The sequence below is a fragment of the Citrobacter sp. RHBSTW-00017 genome, assembly GCF_013797615.1.
GTDB classification, from domain to species: Bacteria; Pseudomonadota; Gammaproteobacteria; order Enterobacterales; family Enterobacteriaceae; genus Citrobacter; species Citrobacter braakii.
On record NZ_CP056899.1, the window covers coordinates 72,768 to 90,028 of the forward strand.

Annotated in this window: 15 protein-coding genes; 7 read left to right on the plus strand and 8 right to left on the minus strand. The window is 54.8% G+C overall.

Translation table 11 applies throughout. From position 1 onward, the window contains the following. Nucleotides 1–13: 13 nt before the first annotated feature. The 5 genes from HV037_RS00320 (at nucleotide 14) to HV037_RS00340 (ending at nucleotide 3,989) form a co-directional block, all read left to right on the plus strand. The gene (locus HV037_RS00320) at nucleotides 14–334 is read left to right on the plus strand and encodes a fructose PTS transporter subunit IIB (RefSeq protein ID WP_016155014.1); all 321 of its coding nucleotides are present in this window, start codon (nucleotides 14–16) and stop codon (nucleotides 332–334) included. A 26-nt stretch (nucleotides 335–360) separates the two neighbouring features. After that, entirely contained in the window at nucleotides 361–1,452 is a 1,092-nt protein-coding gene (locus HV037_RS00325; RefSeq protein ID WP_016157774.1) for a PTS fructose transporter subunit IIC, read from the plus strand. An 11-nt stretch (nucleotides 1,453–1,463) separates the two neighbouring features. After that, on the plus strand, nucleotides 1,464–2,315 hold the full coding sequence (locus HV037_RS00330) for a class II fructose-bisphosphate aldolase (protein WP_103284422.1): 852 nt from the start codon (nucleotides 1,464–1,466) through the stop codon (nucleotides 2,313–2,315). An 80-nt stretch (nucleotides 2,316–2,395) separates the two neighbouring features. Continuing rightward, nucleotides 2,396–3,256 carry a ketose-bisphosphate aldolase gene (locus tag HV037_RS00335; RefSeq protein WP_016155012.1) on the plus strand — a complete coding sequence of 287 codons (861 nt, stop codon included), beginning with the start codon at nucleotides 2,396–2,398 and terminating at the stop codon, nucleotides 3,254–3,256. A gap of 49 nt (nucleotides 3,257–3,305) precedes the next feature. Then, nucleotides 3,306–3,989 (plus strand): D-lyxose/D-mannose family sugar isomerase, encoded by a 684-nt coding sequence (locus tag HV037_RS00340; RefSeq protein ID WP_103284423.1) that lies wholly within the window; start codon nucleotides 3,306–3,308, stop codon nucleotides 3,987–3,989. 41 nt (nucleotides 3,990–4,030) lie between these two features. Here the strand turns inward: HV037_RS00340 and HV037_RS00345 are convergent, their stop codons facing one another. After that, complete coding sequence (locus tag HV037_RS00345) at nucleotides 4,031–5,740, minus strand: AsmA family protein (protein ID WP_103284424.1); 1,710 nt, start codon at nucleotides 5,738–5,740, stop codon at nucleotides 4,031–4,033. Nucleotides 5,741–5,861: 121 nt separating this feature from the next. After that, on the minus strand, nucleotides 5,862–7,253 hold the full coding sequence (gene xanP / locus HV037_RS00350; protein WP_003024026.1) for a xanthine/proton symporter XanP: 1,392 nt from the start codon (nucleotides 7,251–7,253) through the stop codon (nucleotides 5,862–5,864). Between the two features lie 225 nt (nucleotides 7,254–7,478). Between xanP and gltS the strand changes: the two genes are divergently transcribed. Next, a complete protein-coding gene (gltS, locus tag HV037_RS00355) occupies nucleotides 7,479–8,684 on the plus strand; it encodes a sodium/glutamate symporter (protein ID WP_016155009.1) in 1,206 nt (401 codons plus the stop codon). 42 nt (nucleotides 8,685–8,726) lie between these two features. Here gltS and recG read toward each other — a convergent pair whose 3' ends face one another. The 5 genes from recG to gmk are packed head-to-tail and all read right to left on the minus strand — an operon-like array spanning nucleotide 8,727 to nucleotide 14,600. Next, nucleotides 8,727–10,808, minus strand: coding sequence for an ATP-dependent DNA helicase RecG (gene recG, locus HV037_RS00360; RefSeq protein ID WP_047415765.1), 2,082 nt, complete (start codon nucleotides 10,806–10,808; stop codon nucleotides 8,727–8,729). Between the two features lie 5 nt (nucleotides 10,809–10,813). Further along, complete coding sequence (gene trmH, locus HV037_RS00365) at nucleotides 10,814–11,503, minus strand: tRNA (guanosine(18)-2'-O)-methyltransferase TrmH (protein WP_047415767.1); 690 nt, start codon at nucleotides 11,501–11,503, stop codon at nucleotides 10,814–10,816. Nucleotides 11,504–11,513: 10 nt separating this feature from the next. After that, the gene (spoT, locus tag HV037_RS00370) at nucleotides 11,514–13,628 is read right to left on the minus strand and encodes a bifunctional GTP diphosphokinase/guanosine-3',5'-bis pyrophosphate 3'-pyrophosphohydrolase (protein ID WP_181500162.1); all 2,115 of its coding nucleotides are present in this window, start codon (nucleotides 13,626–13,628) and stop codon (nucleotides 11,514–11,516) included. Nucleotides 13,629–13,646: 18 nt separating this feature from the next. Continuing rightward, the gene (rpoZ, locus tag HV037_RS00375; RefSeq protein ID WP_000135058.1) at nucleotides 13,647–13,922 is read right to left on the minus strand and encodes a DNA-directed RNA polymerase subunit omega; all 276 of its coding nucleotides are present in this window, start codon (nucleotides 13,920–13,922) and stop codon (nucleotides 13,647–13,649) included. 54 nt (nucleotides 13,923–13,976) lie between these two features. Beyond that, nucleotides 13,977–14,600 (minus strand): guanylate kinase, encoded by a 624-nt coding sequence (gene gmk / locus HV037_RS00380; protein WP_103284425.1) that lies wholly within the window; start codon nucleotides 14,598–14,600, stop codon nucleotides 13,977–13,979. 261 nt (nucleotides 14,601–14,861) lie between these two features. Here gmk and ligB point away from each other — a divergent pair, with 261 nt between their 5' ends. Further along, complete coding sequence (gene ligB, locus HV037_RS00385) at nucleotides 14,862–16,541, plus strand: NAD-dependent DNA ligase LigB (protein WP_103284426.1); 1,680 nt, start codon at nucleotides 14,862–14,864, stop codon at nucleotides 16,539–16,541. On the opposite strand, the gene HV037_RS00390 is transcribed toward ligB, so the two are convergent. After that, nucleotides 16,538–17,155: a trimeric intracellular cation channel family protein gene (locus tag HV037_RS00390; RefSeq protein WP_003024049.1), complete on the minus strand. Its 618-nt coding sequence runs from the start codon at nucleotides 17,153–17,155 to the stop codon at nucleotides 16,538–16,540. The two genes, ligB and HV037_RS00390, sit on opposite strands and share 4 nt — an antisense overlap. Nucleotides 17,156–17,261 lie beyond the last annotated feature (106 nt).

A 17,261-nucleotide genomic window follows, 5' to 3' on the forward strand; every position in this document is an offset into this window, starting at 1 on the left:
CGTGGAGCATGTTATGAATATTGTTTGTGTTGCCGCCTGTACGGCGGGTATTGCGCACACCTATATTGCCCGTGAGAAGTTAATTAAAGGTGCTAAAGCGCTTGGTCATAATATAAGAGTAGAAACCCAGGGGACTATCGGAACGGAAAACGAACTGCTGACAGAGGACATTTCTGCTGCTGATGTCGTGATTCTCGCTGTGGATGTAAAAATAAAAGGGGAGGAACGATTTTTAAATAAACGTATTGTGCGAGTAAAAACTGAAATCGTCATAAAATCGCCCATTCAGTTTCTTGAAAAGGTCGAAAAATCATTAGTTAATAATAACCAGTAGCGATCCCCATTCTGGAGGGATTTCACATGAGTGAAAATAAAATTCCGCTATCTCAGGAAATAAAAAGACATTTATTAACGGGGATTTCGTGGATGATCCCGTTAATTGTTGCCGCCGGGATCTGTATTGCTCTCGGGCAAATACTTGGCGGCACTAACGTGGGTGAAAAAACAGGAACCATCCCCTGGATGCTCAACCAGATTGGCGGTTGGGGGATGGGGTTAATCGTACCGCTGATTAGTGCGGCGATTGCGTACTCCATTGCTGACCGCCCCGGATTCGCGCCGGGTCTGATTGTCGGCTTTGTCTGCGGTGAAATTCATACCGGTTTTATCGGCGGGATGCTGGGCGGTTTTCTGGTCGGTTATACCGTCCTGCTGCTCAAGCGCTATATCCGTTTGCCGCAGTCGATGCAGGGGTTGATGCCCATCATGGTGTTGCCGGTACTGAGTACCGTCATTGGCGGCCTGTTGATGATGACGCTCATTGGCAAACCGATAGCCTGGCTGCAGGACGCGTTGATTCATCTGCTGGAGTCCATGCAGGGCGGGTCACGCTTTTTAATGGGGGCCATCCTTGGCGCAATGGCGACATTCGACTTTGGCGGACCGGTGAATAAAACCATGTCGCTATTTGCTGACGGCATGTTGGTCAGCGGCGTGTACGGTCCGGAAGCGGTGAAGTTTGTCGGTTCGATAATCCCTCCGTTCGGCATTACGCTCTCCTTTTTGCTGACGCGTCACAAGTACACCCGTGCGGAGCGCGAGGCGCTGAAAGCGGCATTCCCGATGGGGATCTGCATGATTACCGAAGGGGTCATTCCCATTGCGGCGCGCGACCTGCTGCGCGTGGTGGGGTCCTGCGTGGTGGCCTCGGCGATAGCGGGCGGTCTGATTATGGTGTGGGGCGTCGAAAGCCCGGTACCGCACGGCGGCATGTTCGTGGTCCCGCTCTTTACACATCCGCTACTGTTTTGCCTGGCGCTGGGGATCGGCACGGTGATTTGCGGCGTCATGCTGTCGTTGTGGAAGAAGCCGGTGACCGAACGTGACGAAGAGTTTGATGAACTTAGCGATCAAAAGCTGAAAGACGAAGAGATCACCTTCACCCTGGAATAACCGGAGGCCGTATGTTTGCCGATATGAAAAGCATGGTGACGAAAGCCTGGCGCGAGCAGTACGCGCTGCTGGCCATCAACTGTATGAACCTGGAAAGCGCCCGTGCGGCGGTGCGGGTGGCTGAGAAACACCGTGCGCCCATCATTCTGAATCTGTATCAGGGGCATCTGGTCCATTTTCCTGCACCGATAGCGGTGGCGGTCGTCAAAACGCTGGCAGAGGAAGCGTCGATACCGGTCGCGCTGGCGCTGGATCATGGAAAGGACCCAGTACGCATTCGCCAGGCTTTTCGCGCCGGATTCAGCGGGTTAATGATCGACGCCTCCGCCTTTGCGCTGGAGGAGAACATTCGCCAGACCCGGGCGGTGGTTGAGCTCGCGACCAGCGTTTCTCTGTGCGTGGAAGGTGAGCTGGGGCATCTGGCCGACGCCCCGCGCTATGATCACGCAGCTAACGCTGATTTGATGACCCAGGCCGCCGATGTGGAGCCCTTTATCCAACAGACCGGTATCGATTTACTGGCGGTCTCGGTCGGCACGGCACATGGCATGTACGCGCCCGGTGTCATACCCGCCATTGATTTCCAGCGACTGGAGGAAATTGCCCGTTTATCAACGGTGCCGCTGGCGCTGCATGGCGGCAGCGGGACGCCGTTTGACCAGCTACAGCGCTGCCCGACGTTTGGCGTCGCCAAGATAAACGTTGGCGCGGCGGTTTTCGAGGCCGGAAAGGCTGCGCTGCTGCATACCCTGTGTCGTGACACATCCTGTGAACTCGTTGATGCCCTGGCCCTGATGGAGCAGGCCTGCGAGGAAGCCATTATTCCGTACCTGCAGGCCAGCGGCGCTATCGACAAAGCCTGATTCATTTTCTGTAACGCCTTCTATGCCTCTGCGACGACGCACTGGCAGGGCTTTCTACACCCTGAAACTGGAGAATTAACATGTTAGTTTCGATGAAAGAATTACTGCAACCTACCCGTCAGCACGGTTTTGCCATCGGCGCATTCAACGTGGCGGACAGCTGCTTTGTACGTGCAGTAGTGGAAGAAGCGGAAGCAACCAATACCCCGGCGATTATCTCCATTCACCCCAGCGAACATGATTTTGTAGGCGATGCGTTTTTTAGCTACGTCCGTGATATCACTCTGCGCAGCCCGGTTCCTTTTACTCTGCATCTGGACCACGGCGCTTCGGTCGAGCATGTCCTGCGGGCGATTCAGTGTGGGTTTACCTCGGTGATGATTGATGGCTCGCTGTTGCCGTATGAAGAGAACGTGGCGCTGACCCGCGAAGTGGTCAAGCTGGCGCATGCGGTAGGCGTTTCGGTGGAAGGGGAACTGGGTACGATTGGTCAAACCGGGACGTCAGTGGAAGGTGGCGTATCGAAGGTCACTTATACCGATCCTGATCAGGCACAGGATTTTATCGCCCGTACCGGCGCGGATACGCTGGCGGTGGCGATTGGAACCGCACACGGCATCTACCCGAAAGGGATGCAGCCAGAGCTGCAAATGCACATCCTGCGCGAGATTGCCGGGCGAGTGGACATTCCGCTGGTGCTGCACGGAGGTTCCGCGAACCCGGATGCGGAAATTGCCGAATCCGTTACGCTGGGCGTTGGCAAAATCAACATTTCCAGCGATATGAAATACGCTTACTTCCAGAAAGTCCGCGAAATCCTGGCAAAAGAAACCTGGTGGGACCCGAACGTTATTTACCCGGAAGCCATTAGCGCCGCGCGGGATGTGATCCGCCACAAAATGAAACTGTTCGGCTCAACCGGCAAAGCGTCACTTTACTAACCGCATACAGGCGGGGTGACCCGCCTTTTTCGCAACAAGGAAAAGTGGAATGAAGCGTTCACACATTAATTATGCCGTCGATAAAGCGCATGCCATCGCCGAGACTTTTCGGGTTTGCCTGCCTGACTTTGCGTATTTTACGGCTGATGCCTGGCGGCAACAGGATCATACTCTGTGGCGTGAAGTGCTCGATCTCCAACTGGGCTGGGATATAACCGACTTTGGGCGCGGAGATTTTGCGCAAACGGGGCTGACGTTACTGACGTTGTGCAATGGTCAGTTAGGGTCAGCCAGCTACCCCAAACCGTACGCCGAAAAGATGCTGCAGATTCAGCAGGATCAGCAGACGCCATGGCATTTTCATCGCCATAAAATGGAAGATATCGTTAACCGCGGCGGCGGTGATTTATGTATGCAGTTGGCGTGGGCTACGCCCGATGACGGGTATGATGCTCGGCGCATTGTTGAGGTTAGCGTCGATGGTCAGCGGCGTTCCGTTGACGCTGGCGAGACGCTGGTATTGAAACCGGGGCAGGGGGTATGCCTGCCGCCGCGGTTGTATCATCGCTTTTGGGCGGAGAAAGCGTTCGTGCTGGGCTGGGAGATCTCGATGGTCAATGACGACCTGCATGACAATCACTTCCTTGAGCCAGGCGGTCGCTTCCCGGCGATAGAAGAGGATGAGCCGGTGAAGTGGCTGTTGTGCAGTGAATATGCGCGCTTACAGCGATAAACGGCGACCCGGTCGGCAAATCGCCGCCGGGCCGTCAGATTTTACTGCGCAGCGGGTGGGGCGGTAACTTCACTACCGGATACCACGCCCGCCTGCATGGTTTGCGTTACCTGCTGTTTCTCCACGTTCACCGCATGCAACTGGCCGCTGACCGTTGGCTTGAGTGGCGCATCGGCTTGAATATTGCCGCTGGCGGTAAGCTGGATGTTACCGTCGCCGGAAAGCGGCAGTGCGGGCCATCCCCACTGCTGCAGAATCGTCATTGGCACGCCGCGCCCGTTCAGGCTGACCTGAGTTTGACGCTGAGGCAACTGTGAAATACTGGCAGTGGCCTCCAGCAACCCTTTTTCCGTATAGGCGCTTAGTTCGCTGATATTGATGGTGCTGCTGTTCGCCGTCAGCGCCAGCGAAGGACGACGCACGTCGGTGCGGTTAAAGGTGCCGGCAGCGGCGTTGAGGTTAGCGCTCCCGCTCCAGATCCCCCACTGATTGTTCTGCACCAGCCCGAGGTTAGCACCGTAGCCGTCCAGCGCGGTGAGCTGCCATGGGAAGCTCGGGTCGATATCAATCACCAGATTACGGCTGGCGCTGAATTTCTTCAGCGTCAGGCTGGCTAGCCAGCCTGGTAGAGGTTTCATCCACAGCTGTTTCCAGTTTTCCGGCAGCGTGTACTCCAGACCGGCAATGGCAGCATCATCGAGGACCAGCGCTTTGTTGTTGCGCTGCCAGTTTCCGGATGTTCTGACCATTCCCCCTTCCCAGCGGGTGGTGAACTGACGCAGCGCTATGCCCTGCGGCGAGAACTCGGCGTTCATAATCGGATCGAAAAAGTGCAGAGAGCCGTAGATAAACTCGCTGGCGTTCATCGACAGTTTTCCTTCCTGAGTTTGCCAGTCGTCCTTGCTGAAGGTCATGTTGCGCAAGCTCAGATCGAGATCCGTCACCGCCCAGTCAGGGCCTTGCAGACGGGCATCTGTTACTTCCAGACGACCAATTTGCAGGGAAGGAATAGTGCTTAACGGAGCAAAAAACTCGGCCAGCGATTTATCGCTTTGCAGCCGAATATCGTTCAGGCGCAGATTCTCCACTACCCAACTACCGTCGGCATTGCGTTGTGCCACGCCGGTTAATGCGCCACGCGCCACGTCTGCGCCAATATTGCTCAGCGTCACACGGTCATGGTCAATACTGCCTTCAATCAATACGTTGGTCGTGGGGACGTCGTTCAGCGTCAACGAACTGGCGCTGAGCTGAATTTGCGCTTTACTCCCGAGAATTTTACCCGCCTCAGGACTCCAGGGAATGACTCCGCCGTTAACGCGCTGCGCGCTCAGGGTCCACTCGCTACCGGGACTGTTAAGCGCCATATCTTGCAATTGCAGGCGATCGGACTGGAACGGCAGCGGCGCAGTTTGCTGGGAAAGATTCAGCGTGCCGTTTTGCAAAAGAATGGTGTCTACGTGCAGCGGGTCGGTGATTTGGCGGCTGCTCAGTCCAATATCGACCGTTTTGGCGACCAGCGTTGCGGGCTGACCATCCCGGCCAAAGGTGACGTTTTCCAGCAGAATATGGGAAGGAGAAGAAAACCGGTGATCGATGGCATCAAATGCCAGATGGTAGCTGCTGTTCTGCGAAACCCAGGCGCTGACGTGCTCTGCGCCCCAGCGGGTTTGCAGTAGAAAATATAAGCCGAGGATCGCCACTGCAAGGGCGATCAGCACGTAAAGAAGCAGCTTTCCAATAAATTTCATGGTCTTCCATCCCGCGAAGTGCACATAGTCAAGTTATGCACGATTTAGGCGCAATGCTCAAGGCGGGAATGGTGAAAGAGCGTTACAGCGGCGTTGATTCAGAATCAACGCCGCATTTTGCTTATTGCTTCTCTGGTGGGAACACCAGATTCAGAACGATAGCAGTAATACCGCCTGCGGCAATGCCGGAAGAGAGCAGGTTTTTCACCCAGTCCGGAGCGAACTGCAGGATCAGCGGCTGCTGGGAAACGCCGAGGCCGACGGCCAGCGACAGCGCGATAATCAGAATTGCGCGGCGGTTCAGCGGTTCGCGGGATACGATACGCACGCCGGATGCCGCGATAGTACCGAACATCACCAACGTAGCACCGCCGAGTACCGGCTCAGGAATATGCTGTACAAAACCGCTGACCGCCGGGAACAGGCCCAACGCGATCAGCATCAGCGCAACCACAAAACCAACGTAGCGGCTGGCAACGCCCGTTAACTGAATAACCCCGTTGTTTTGTCCAAAACAGGAGTTCGGGAAGGTGTTAAATACGGCTGAAACAAACGAGTTCAGACCGTTCGCCAGTACGCCGCCTTTCAGGCGTTTCATGTACAGCGGACCAGAAACGGGCTGCTCGGAGACATCGGAGGTGGCCGTAATATCACCGATGGTTTCCAGCGAGGTAATCATAAACACCAGCATTAGCGGCAGCAGTAAGCTCCAGTCGATACCCAGGCCATAATACAACGGCGTTGGCACCATCAGCAGGTCCTGACTTACCGGCGCGGTATTTTGCGGTAGCATATCCATAAACCACGCCAACAGGTAACCTGCCGCCATCGCAATAACCAGTGACGCAACGCGCAGGTACGGGTTGCGCTGGCGGTTAAGCAGGATAATCAGCGCCAGCACGACGCCTGCCAGCAGTAAATTCTTTGGCGCGCCAAAGGTGTTGTCGCTCATTGCCGCATAGCCGCCGCCAATCGACGTCAGACCCACCTGAATCAGCGACAGGCCGATAATCATCACCACCACGCCTGAGACCAGCGGGGTAATGATACGACGCGCCAGATGCAGTACACGTGAGATAACCATCTCAGTGCAGCTTGCCAGCATCAGTGTACCGAACAGCGCCGCCATCATGGTTGGGACATCTGCACCACCGGTTTTTAGCGCTGTACCGCCCATAATCAGTGGCGCAACAAAGTTAAAGCTGGTGCCCTGAATGGATAATAGCCCTGAGCCGACCGGCCCCCAGGCTTTGATCTGAATGATAGAAGCCACGCCGGAAGCGAACAGCGACATACTGATAATGTGTTGAGTATCCTGAGCCGGTAAACCGAGCGCCTGGCAAATTAACAGCGCTGGGGTGATTACCGCGACGAACATGGCCAGCAGGTGCTGACAGGCGGCAAACAGGGTCTGGGCTAGTGGGGGGCGATCTTCAAGACGGTAAATCAGTTCACTGTTGTGAGTCTGCGCAACCGGTTGCGCATTTGTTGACTCTACGGCGTTAACGGACATCAGAGGCAATCCCATGGTGGAAAAGCGGTGATTTTATCTGACCATGGCGGAAATGCAAACGTTTGCTACCAGGTGTTCTTAATATTTAAAACGGATAAACAAACATTTTTATATAACATTTCATGATTTTCTGCTTAAAATCCACACCGAAAACTCAATAAGAGCTAAAAATCGGTCTGGAATGCATCGTGCGTGATTGTGCTAAACGCACTAATGGAGTTGTAAATGTTTTATCTCGATACGTTATCAACGCTGGTTGCGGCAACCCTTGTGTTGCTGCTGGGACGTAAGCTCGTCCAGTCTGTTTCCTTCCTGAAAAAATACACCATTCCCGAACCTGTAGCTGGCGGATTGCTGGTGGCGATTGCGCTGCTGGTGCTGAAAAAAAGCATGGGTTGGGAAGTGAACTTCGATATGACCCTGCGCGATCCGCTGATGCTGGCATTCTTCGCCACTATCGGCCTGAACGCCAATATTGCCAGCCTGCGCGCGGGTGGCCGCGTGGTGGGTATCTTTCTGATTGTGGTTGTTGGCCTGCTGCTGATGCAAAACGCCATTGGTATTGGTATGGCGACTCTGCTGGGTCTGGATCCGCTGATGGGTCTGATCGCCGGTTCGATAACCCTCTCTGGCGGGCATGGAACCGGGGCCGCATGGAGCAAACTGTTTATTGAGCGCTATGGTTTCGCTAATGCGACGGAAGTGGCGATGGCTTGCGCAACGTTTGGCCTGGTGCTGGGCGGATTGATTGGCGGCCCGGTGGCCCGCTATTTGGTCAAACACTCTACCACGCCAGACGGCATGCCGGACGATCAGGCTGTGCCTACCGCATTTGAAAAGCCGGATGTCGGACGCATAATCACTTCGCTGGTGCTGATTGAAACCATTGCGCTGATCGCTATCTGTCTGACGGTGGGTAAAATCGTTGCACAAATGCTGGTCGGAACGGTGCTGGAACTGCCGACTTTCGTCTGCGTGCTGTTTGTTGGGGTGATCCTCAGTAACGGCCTGGCGTTAATGGGTTTTTATCGGGTGTTCGAGCGCGCGGTTTCGGTGTTGGGTAACGTTAGCCTGTCGCTGTTCCTGGCGATGGCGCTAATGAGTCTGAAGCTGTGGGAGCTGGCTTCTCTGGCCCTGCCGATGCTGGCAATCCTGGTTGTGCAGACCATTTTCATGGCGCTGTACGCGATATTCGTCACCTGGCGCATGATGGGTAAGAACTACGATGCCGCCGTGCTGGCAGCCGGACACTGCGGTTTTGGCCTCGGTGCGACACCCACGGCGATTGCCAACATGCAGGCAATTACAGAACGTTTTGGACCATCCCATATGGCGTTTCTGGTGGTGCCGATGGTGGGGGCGTTCTTTATCGATATCGTCAATGCGCTGGTGATTAAGCTGTATCTGCTGCTGCCGATTTTTGCGCAATAATGTCTGTGCGGCGGAGTCACATCCGCCGCCGCTATGAATCGACTATGCGTTGGAGTAGCGCTCGGTTTCCGGCATCCAGCGTTCAATCAGCGCCACAGCCTGTTGCGGGTAACGTTCGTGAATATGACGGGCAATGCGCTGAACTTCCGGGATAATCGCCTGATCGCGCAGCAAATCTGCGACTTTGAATTCTGCCGTTCCGGTCTGGCGCGTACCCAACAGCTCGCCGGGCCCGCGGATCTCTAAATCTTTTTGCGCGATCACGAATCCGTCGTTGCTGTCGCGCAGAACCTGCAGACGTTTTTGCGCGGTTTTTGACAGCGGCGATTTGTAGAGCAGGACGCAGTGGGAGGCCACCGCGCCACGACCTACGCGACCACGTAGCTGGTGCAACTGCGCCAGGCCCAAGCGCTCCGGGTTTTCAATAATCATCAGGCTTGCATTAGGTACGTCTACGCCCACTTCAATCACCGTGGTGGCAACCAGCAGCTGCAGTTCGCCCTGCTTAAACGCCGCCATTACCGACTGCTTCTCTGCGGGCTTCATACGGCCGTGTACCAGGCCAATATTCAGCTCTGGCAGCACCAGTTTAAGCTCTTCCCACGTGGCTTCAGCCGCCTGAGCTTCTAACAAATCAGACTCTTCAATCAGCGTACAGACCCAGTACGCCTGGCGCCCTTCATGGGTACAAGCGTTGCGCACGCGGTCAATAATATCGCTGCGGCGGGTATCCGGAATCGCCACCGTGGTGACCGGCGTACGCCCCGGAGGGAGTTCGTCAATGACCGATGTGTCGAGATCGGCATAGGCGGTCATCGCCAGCGTACGCGGGATTGGGGTGGCGGTCATGATTAGCTGGTGTGGGTGGAAACCCTGCTGCTGGCCTTTCTCCCACAGCGCCAGGCGCTGATGTACGCCAAAACGGTGCTGTTCGTCGATGATAACCAGCGCCAGTCCGTTGAACTGCACCTGTTCCTGGAAAATTGCGTGCGTGCCGACAATCATCTGCACCTCACCGCTGGCGATAGCTTCCTGCTGTGCCAGGCGCGCTTTGCCTTTCTGTTTACCTGCCAGCCAGCCAACTTCAATACCCAGTGGCGCGAACCAGTTGCGGAAGTTATTGGCGTGCTGTTCAGCCAGCAGTTCGGTAGGGGCCATCAGTGCAACTTGCTTACCATGTGCGATGGCACGTAGGGCGGCCAGCGCCGCAACCAGCGTTTTACCTGAGCCGACATCGCCCTGTACCAGACGCATCATGGGGACATCCAGTGCCATATCGCGTTCGATCTCAGCGGTAACGCGGGCCTGGGCGCCGGTGGGTTTAAACGGCAGAGCCGCCAGCAGCTTATCTTTCAGCGCGTTGTTTGCGAGCAGCGGCTGGGCGTGGAAACGTTGCGCCCCGGCGCGTAGTGCCAGCATGCTGAGGTTATGCGCCAGCAATTCTTCCAGTATCAGACGTCGCTGTGCTGGATGCTGACCGGTTTCCAGATCGCTCAACTGCAGTGACGGCGGTGGACGGTGCAATGTGCGCAGAGCTTCCGGCAGGCTCATCATGCCTTGCAACAACTCTGGCGGTAGCAGTTCGGCAATGGCGCAGGTATCGAGCAGGTCCAGCGCTTGATCGGTCAGTTTGCGCAGCGTGGCCTGCTTCACGCCTTCGGTGGTTGGATACACCGGTGTGAGCGTTTCCTGCAATTCCGGCGTGCTGAGATCGCCCTGCACGCGATACTCCGGGTGGATCATCTCTGCGCCGTATTTTCCGCGTTTGGCTTCGCCATAGGCCAGCACCCGGCGACCGGTGGCGAGACTGTTTTTCATTGCGGCGCTGAAGTTGAAAAAGCGCATGGTGAGAATGCCGGAGCCATCACTGATCTGACAGGTCATCATCCGGCGTCCGCCGAAGGTGATATTGCAGTTCAGCACTTCGCCTTCTACGGTGGCGTAAACGCCCGGCAGCAGTTCGCCAATCGGGTACAGGTGCGTGCGGTCTTCGTAACGCAGAGGGAGGTGGAGCAGAAGGTCCTGCACGGTGTGCAGGCCAATTTTCGCCAGTTTACTGCTTTGCGCTGCGCCAACGCCGGTCAGAGAATTGAGTGGGATGGCATCCAGTAAACGGCCTTTCATCGCGTTTATCTCGCAGATTGCATAGTGGCCCACCACGTTGCATCGGCTTCAATTTCGCCCTGCGTGTTTACGTGGGGGTAGGGAAGACCTTTGCGCTTAGCGACATTCGCCAGCACCGGATAACCGCCTTCAAACAGCAAACGCTGCTGCTCATCTTGCGCCAGCATGCTGTTTTCTCGTTGGTACATGCCGGCGTTTTGCCGCTGGCGCTGTGCTTCGTACAGAATCAGCGCGGAGGCGACCGAAACGTTCAGCGACTGCACCATGCCAGTCATGGGAATGATGATGTCCTGATCCGCCAGATCCAACGCTTCCTGAGTGATGCCGGTTTTCTCCTGGCCCATCAGGATGCAGGTGGGGCGCGTGTAATCAATCTCGCGAAAATCCACGGCTTTATCTGACAGATGTGTTGCCAGAACCTGCATGCCCTGGCTTTTTAAATGTGTGACCGCATCGCCAATAGTGCGGTGAGTCTTCACCTGTACCCAACTGTTGCTGCCTGCGGCAGAAGAGGCCATGGTGCGCATACGGCTACCAGGCCAGACGGCGTGGACTTCATGCACGCCGACCGCGTCTGCAGTACGAATGATTGCAGAAACGTTATGAGGTTTGTGGACCTGCTCCATGCAGACGGTCAGATCGGGCTGACGACGTGCGAGCATCTCGCAAATACGTGCATAACGTTGAGTATTCATAAAACGTGTTCTAGTTACGGTTACGGGTGACTTTTATCACGTCCGGCATGACGCGGATTTTGCGCATGATATTCGCCAGGTGCACGCGATCGCGAGCGGTCAGGCGAATAAAGGCGCTATAGACGCGGCCATCTTTCTCTTCCGTATTCAGACTTTGAATGTTGGAGGTGGTCGTGTTGATTGCCGCCGTCAGGTTTGCCAGAGCACCCTGGTGGTTAAACATATCCACCTTAATCTCGGTGATGAACTCCTGCTCTGTCTCTTTATCCCATTCCACCGCCATAAACTTCTCTGGCTCTTTTTGATAGCCACGAATGTTACGGCAGGATTCATGGTGAATCACCAGACCTTTACCCGGGCTGACGTGGGCAATGATTGGATCGCCAGGAATCGGACGACAGCATTTCGCGAAGGTGATCAGCACGCCATCTGCGCCTTTGATCGGCAGATGACCGTGGCCAGATTGTGCTGGCACGTTTGCCGTTGCTTCGCCCTGCTGGAGGTTTTTCGCTACCACCACGCTCATGGCGTTACCCAGACCGATTTCCGCGAGCAGATCGTCAAGGGTGGCGAGCTTCACGCGTTCAAGCTCACGCTGGATGCTCTCTGGCGGGATCTCAGCCAGTTTACGGCTACCGCCTAAGGCATGGTTGAGCAGTCGACGACCCAGACTGACGGAATCATCGCGCTTGAGGTTTTTCAGCAGTTGGCGAATTTTGGCGCGCGCTTTCGAACTGACGACGAAGTTGAGCCACGCTGCATTCGGACGGGCGCCCGGAGCGGTAATAATCTCAACGGTCTGGCCGCTAAAGAGCGGCTGCGAAAGCGGGTAAGGTTGTCTGTCGACGCGTGCGCCGACGCAGGCGTGACCGATATCGGTATGCACGGCGTAGGCGAAGTCGACAGGCGTTGCACCGGCAGGCAGTTCGACAATGCGCCCTTCCGGTGTGAAAACATAAATCTCATCCGGGAAGAGATCAGATTTGACGCTTTCAATAAATTCAAACGAGCTACCGGCGCTCTGCTGCAGTTCCAGCAGACTTTGCATCCAGCGTTGAGCGCGGATTTGTGCGGTGGTGCTGCTTTCGCCGCCGTGCTCTTTGTAAGCCCAGTGCGCTGCTACACCCATCTCTGCCATCTGGTCCATGTCTTCGGTACGAATCTGTACTTCAACCGGGACGCCGTGAGGGCCGATCATTGAGGTGTGCAAAGACTGATATCCGTTCGCTTTCGGAATGGCGATATAGTCTTTCACGCGACCAGGACGAGGTTTGTACAGGCTGTGCATCTGGCCGAGTACGCGATAACAGGTATCGGAATCATGAACGATAACGCGAAAAGCGTAGATATCCATGATGGAGTGAAAACGCTGCTCTTTGAGCACCATTTTGCAGTAAATAGAGTACAGGTGCTTCTCGCGGCCACTTACGCGACACGGAATGCCTGCCTCCTGTAAACGCCCTTCGATTTCCGAGAGGATTTTTTGGATCATCTCTTTGCGGTTGCCACGAGCGGCTTTAACCACTTCTTTAATCACGCGATAGCGGTTCGGGTACAGCGCTTCAAAACCCAGCTCTTCCAGCTCGGTTTTAATGTGATGAATACCTAAACGGTGTGCCAGCGGACTATAGATTTCGAGGGTTTCACGGGCGATGCGGCGACGCTTGTCCGGGCGTAATGAGCCCAGCGTGCGCATGTTGTGGGTACGGTCAGCGAGTTTGATGAGAATGACGCGGATATCCTGCACCATCGCCATAATCATCTTGCGAAAGTTTTCAGCTTGCGCCTCTTTCTTGTCGCGAAACTTAAGCTTATCAAGTTTCGACACCCCTTCTACCAGTTCAGCAACGCTTTTACCAAAAAGCTGTTCCATGTCCTGGTAGGTGGCTGGGGTATCTTCAATCACGTCATGCAGCAGCGCAGCCATCAGCGTTTCATAGTCGAGTTTCATCTCGGCCAGAATGCAGGCTACCGCTACCGGGTGCGTGATATAGGGTTCACCGCTTGAACGTGTCTGGCCCTCGTGAGCGTCACGTGCAACGAGATACGCCTGCCGAAGACGCTTAATCTGGTCTTCCGGCAGGTAGTTTTGAATCAGTTGATTCAGGCTTTCAAACAGATACAAGGGCGACCCGCTTTGTGATTAACGACGACCTTCAGCAATAGCGGTAACGGCTTGTAATTCAGCGGCTTCCTGCTCTTGCTGTTCCTGGCGCTCACGCACGTCGAGGATCTGGTTGTTGATCAGACCTTCTTCGATTTCGCGCAGCGCGATAACGGTAGTTTTATCGTTTTCTTCCGGTACGAGCGGATCCTTTCCGCCTACCTGCATCTGACGAGCGCGACGCGCGGCGACCAGTACCAGGTCAAAACGGTTACCAATTTTCTCTACAGCGTCCTGAACAGTTACGCGTGCCATACTTAAAATGCTCCACAGGTGAAGAAATGACTGGGCATGATACTGAATGTGGGTTCAGTCTGCCAACAGTTTGCTGATTAAAGCGTCATGACGCTGCTTTTGGCGGCTCATGCGCAGACGTTCGGCGCGAATGATAGTTTTCAAATCGCCCAGGGCGGTATTGAAATCATCATTCACAATAAGATAATCATATTCGGCGTAATGGCTCATTTCTGCAACAGCTTGCGCCATACGTTTTGCGATCACGTCTTCGCTATCCTGACCGCGGCCACGAAGACGGCGATCCAGCTCAATCTTAGATGGCGGCAAAATAAAAATACTGCGCGCATGCGGCATTTTTTGACGAATCTGCTGCGCACCTTGCCAGTCGATATCTAAAAAGACGTCTACGCCGGATGCTAATACTTGCTCAATGGTCTCACGCGAGGTGCCGTAGTAATTACCGAAAACCTCAGCGTGTTCCAGGAACGCGTCTCTGCCAATCATGGTTCTGAATTCGTCATGGTTCACAAAAAAATAGTGTTGACCGTGCACTTCCCCCGGGCGCGGTGCGCGCGTGGTGTGCGAAACAGAAACCTGGGTGTCATACAACGGTTGGGTCTTTAATAAAGCCTGAATCAGGCTGGATTTACCCGCGCCACTGGGGGCAGAAACAATATAAAGCGTGCCTTGAGCCATGAGTATCTTAATGTATGTGATTGTCGAAAGAGAGCCTACATACGGGCTTATTATACACGTAGCCGCTATGTGACGTAGCCCTTGTCACACTTTTTGCGCATGTTTATTGCGTTTTGCGTACCAGTTTCCTGTTTTATCCGCGATTTGCAGCAATTCGTGCAAATGTCAGGAACGTTGCGCGCAGGATGAGTTTTTGCCGCTCTGTTTCCATTTTAATTCGCGTTATATCTGCCGGGAAACGTACTGTTCAGCGGAGATAGCATGGGATTATGGAAATGCATAGGGCTGGTTTTGCTAATGTGGTATCTACCCTCATGGGCGGTATGCCCCGTCTGGTCGCCTGCCAGGGCACAAGAGGAAATTTCACGACTACAGCAGCAGATAACACAGTGGAATGACAGTTACTGGAAACAAGGGGAAAGTGTCGTAGACGACGCCGTTTATGACCAGCTCAATGCGCAGCTCATCCAGTGGCAGCGCTGTTTTGGCGATGAAGCCCCATCAGATCTATCTGCGCCCCCAATAAGTGGAACCGTCTCGCACACCGTTCCCCACACGGGAGTTCGAAAACTTGCCGATAAGCAAGCGCTACAACAATGGATGCATGCTCGTAGCGATCTCTGGGTGCAGCCGAAGGTGGATGGCGTGGCGGTCACGCTGGTTTATCGCAATGGCAATCTGATACGGGCGATTAGCCGTGGTAACGGTCTGAAAGGCGAAGACTGGACGCAAAAGGTTCTTCAGATCCCTTCCGTTCCACGTACTACCAGCGGGCTGCTTTCTAACAGTACGTTGCAGGGGGAGATATTTTTGCAGCAACAAGGGCATATTCAGCAGCAGAGAGGGGGAATGAACGCCCGCTCAAAGGTTGCTGGAATGATGATGCGCCAGAGCAACCCGGAAATGTTACGCTCGCTGGCTATTTTTATCTGGGCCTGGCCTGATGGTCCAGTTGCCATGTCGGAAAGACTTGAGCAACTCACTGCTGCCGGGTTCAGTTTCACGCAACGATATACTCAGGCCGTGAAGAGTGTGGATGACGTCGAGCAGGCGCGCGCCAGGTGGTGGACTTCAGCGTTACCTTTTGTGACGGATGGTGTGGTGGTGCGAACGGGAAAAGAACCGCGGGCGCAATACTGGCTACCCGGACAGGGAGACTGGCTGGCAGCGTGGAAATATCCTCCCGTGGCCAGGGTATCTGAGGTGACAGGTATTCAGTTTTCCGTTGGCAAAAGCGGAAAAATTGCGGTGGTTGCATTGCTGGTCCCCGTCATGCTGGATGATAAGCGGGTGCAGCGCGTCAATATTGGCTCAGTACGGCGCTGGAATGAATGGGATATTGCGCCTGGCGATCAGATTCTGATAAGTCTGGCCGGACAGGGGATTCCCCGTATAGATGAGGTGGTCTGGCGCAGCATCCAACGTAATAAGCCAGCACCACCTGAGGGGCGCTTCAATTCACTAACTTGTTTTTATGCCACAGCGGAGTGTCAGGAACAGTTTGTTGCCAGACTCGTCTGGCTGGGGGCCAAAGATGTGCTAGGGCTGGAGGGTATGGGCGAAGCGGGATGGCGGGAGTTACATCAGACGTATCGCTTTGAACATATCTTTTCCTGGCTTGGATTAACGCAGGAGCAGCTACAGTCCACATTTGGCGTGAACAAAGGGGGGAAGCTGTGGCATCAGTTCAATCTGTCACGCCATCTTCCATTTACGCGCTGGGTGATTGCCATGGGAATACCGTTAACACAGGCAACGTTGAATGCCAGTCGGGATGGATCGTGGCAGCAGTTACGGGAACGCAGTGAACAAAGCTGGCGGCAACTTCCTTTCATGGGGGAGCGACGGGCACGACAGGTTATTCAGTGGCTGGAGGATAAAGAGATCACAGCGCTGAGCAACTGGTTAGCTGCTCAGCGGATCACGGGCTTTATGCCTTAATGGCCTTCATGGCGATAGTAAAATACCGGCAGCCCCAACTTCAGGCGCAGCGCCAGCAGTCGGGCGGTAAAGCCAAAGAGCAGGGTAGAGATCACCACCACATCGTGGCTGGAGACATAATGTTGCAGCACGATATACAGCACAGCAGCGGCAAACGAAACGCCGGCATACAGTTCTTTCTGGAATACTAACGGGATGCGTTTGCAGAACATGTCACGTAATACACCACCAAAGACGCCGGTAGTGACCGCAGCGACCACGGCAATAATCGGTCCATGACCCATATCCAGCGCCACCTGGGCGCCAATAATAGAAAAGACCACCAGGCCCAGCGCATCCAGGACGAGGAATATTTTACGCAGATAGGGCATGACGGGGGCAATAATGGTGGTGAGTACCGCAGCGGTCGCCACGATAATAACGTATTCAGGGTGCTTTACCCAGCCGAGCGGATAGTGGCCGAGAAGGATGTCGCGTACCGAGCCGCCGCCAATGGCCGTCGCGGTGGCAATGATAATGACGCCAAATGTATCCATACGGCGACGCCCAGCCGCAAGCGCACCGGTCATGGCTTCGGCAGTAATACCAATTAAATATAAAACGTGTAACAGCATGTATTCCCCCTGATTTGCTGGGGCTAAGGTTAACGATTTGTGCGCATTGTCACGATTGAGATTTTCTAAGGTGAAGTGATTTTAATAACTACAGCTAATGTGAGTT